Source organism: Geodermatophilus sp. SYSU D00758 (assembly GCF_054049955.1).
In genome coordinates, this window is sequence record NZ_JBJGYK010000088.1 from 1 (window position 1) to 1,325 (window position 1,325).

1 protein-coding gene is annotated in these 1,325 nt (G+C 73.1%); it reads left to right on the plus strand.

Annotated features, from left to right (window positions below):
* Positions 1-244 precede the first annotated feature (244 nt).
* Positions 245-1,309, plus strand: coding sequence for an IS110 family RNA-guided transposase (locus tag ACI8AC_RS25190; RefSeq protein ID WP_456900596.1), 1,065 nt, complete (start codon positions 245-247; stop codon positions 1,307-1,309).
* The last annotated feature ends 16 nt before the right edge of the window (positions 1,310-1,325 follow it).

Sequence of the window (1,325 nt, forward strand, 5' to 3'; positions counted from 1 at the left end):
GACAGTGAGGATGTGAGGGGACGGGGTCACCCCTGGTGGTCTGACTCTCCGCCTGACCGACGCCTTGCTGTCCTGCTGTGGGATGTGTCGGCCGTGTGGGGGTGGCCCCGTCCTTGCACGTCACCGGGCGGGACGTTCGTGACCTCATAGGAGCCTGTGCAAGAGGCGCCCATCACTGTCTTGTCCGCCTCGTCCGGCTCGGTGCGTGCCGTCTCATCGGTGCAAGCGACGGACGGCGGTTCTCATGATGACAAGCACGCGCGTGGATGTCTTCGGTGGCGTGGACACCCACGGCCGAACGCATCACGCGGCCGCGATCGACGGCGCCGGGCGGTTGCTCGGCGATGCCGAGTTCCCAGCCACCGCGACCGGCTATGGCGCGCTGCTGGCCTGGTTGGCCGCCTTCGGCCGACTGGTCACGGTCGGGGTGGAGGGCACCGGCACCTACGGCGCCGGCCTGGCCCGCCACCTGGCCGGTCAGGGTGTCGAGGTGGTCGAGGTCGACCGCCCGGACCGCAAGACCCGCCGCCGGCAGGGCAAGTCCGACCCGATCGATGCGATCGCCGCGGCCCGGGCCGTGCTGGCCGGGACCGCTACCGGCGCGCCGAAGACCCGCACCGGCCCGGTGGAGGCCATCCGGGTGCTGCGGGTGGCTCGCCGGGGCGCGGTCAAGGCGCGCACCGCCGCGCGCAACCAGCTCCACGGCCTGATCACCTCCGCGCCCGAGCAGCTGCGCGCCGAGTTGGGCGGGCTGCGGACCGCGGAACTGGTGGACCGCTGCGCCGGCTTCCGCCCCGACTCCGATCGGCTGCTCGAGCCCGCCGTGGCAACCAAGGCGGCGCTGCGCGCGATCGCCCGCCGGATCCAGGCCCTGGAGGAGGAGATCGCCCTGGCCGACACCCGGCTGCGCCCGGCGACGGCCACCGTCGCACCCCGCACCGCGGCCCTCTTCGGCGCCGGCCCCGACGTCGCCGGCCAGCTGCTGGTGACCGCCGGGGACAACCCCCACCGGCTGCGCAGCGAGGCCGCCCTGGCACACCTGACCGGGATCAGTCCGCTGCCGGCCAGCTCCGGGCGCACCGACCGGCACCGGCTCAACCGCGGGGGCGACCGTGCGGCCAACAGTGCGATCCATCGCATCGTGCTCTGCCGGATGCGCCACGACGATCGCACCCGCGCCTACGTCGCCCGCCGCACCGCCCAAGGCCTGAGCAAGCAGGAGATCATGCGCTGCCTCAAGCGCTACGTCATCCGCGAAGTCCACACGTCGCTACTGGCCGACTTCGACCACCTGGCCACCGCCACTTGACGACGATAGGAGCATC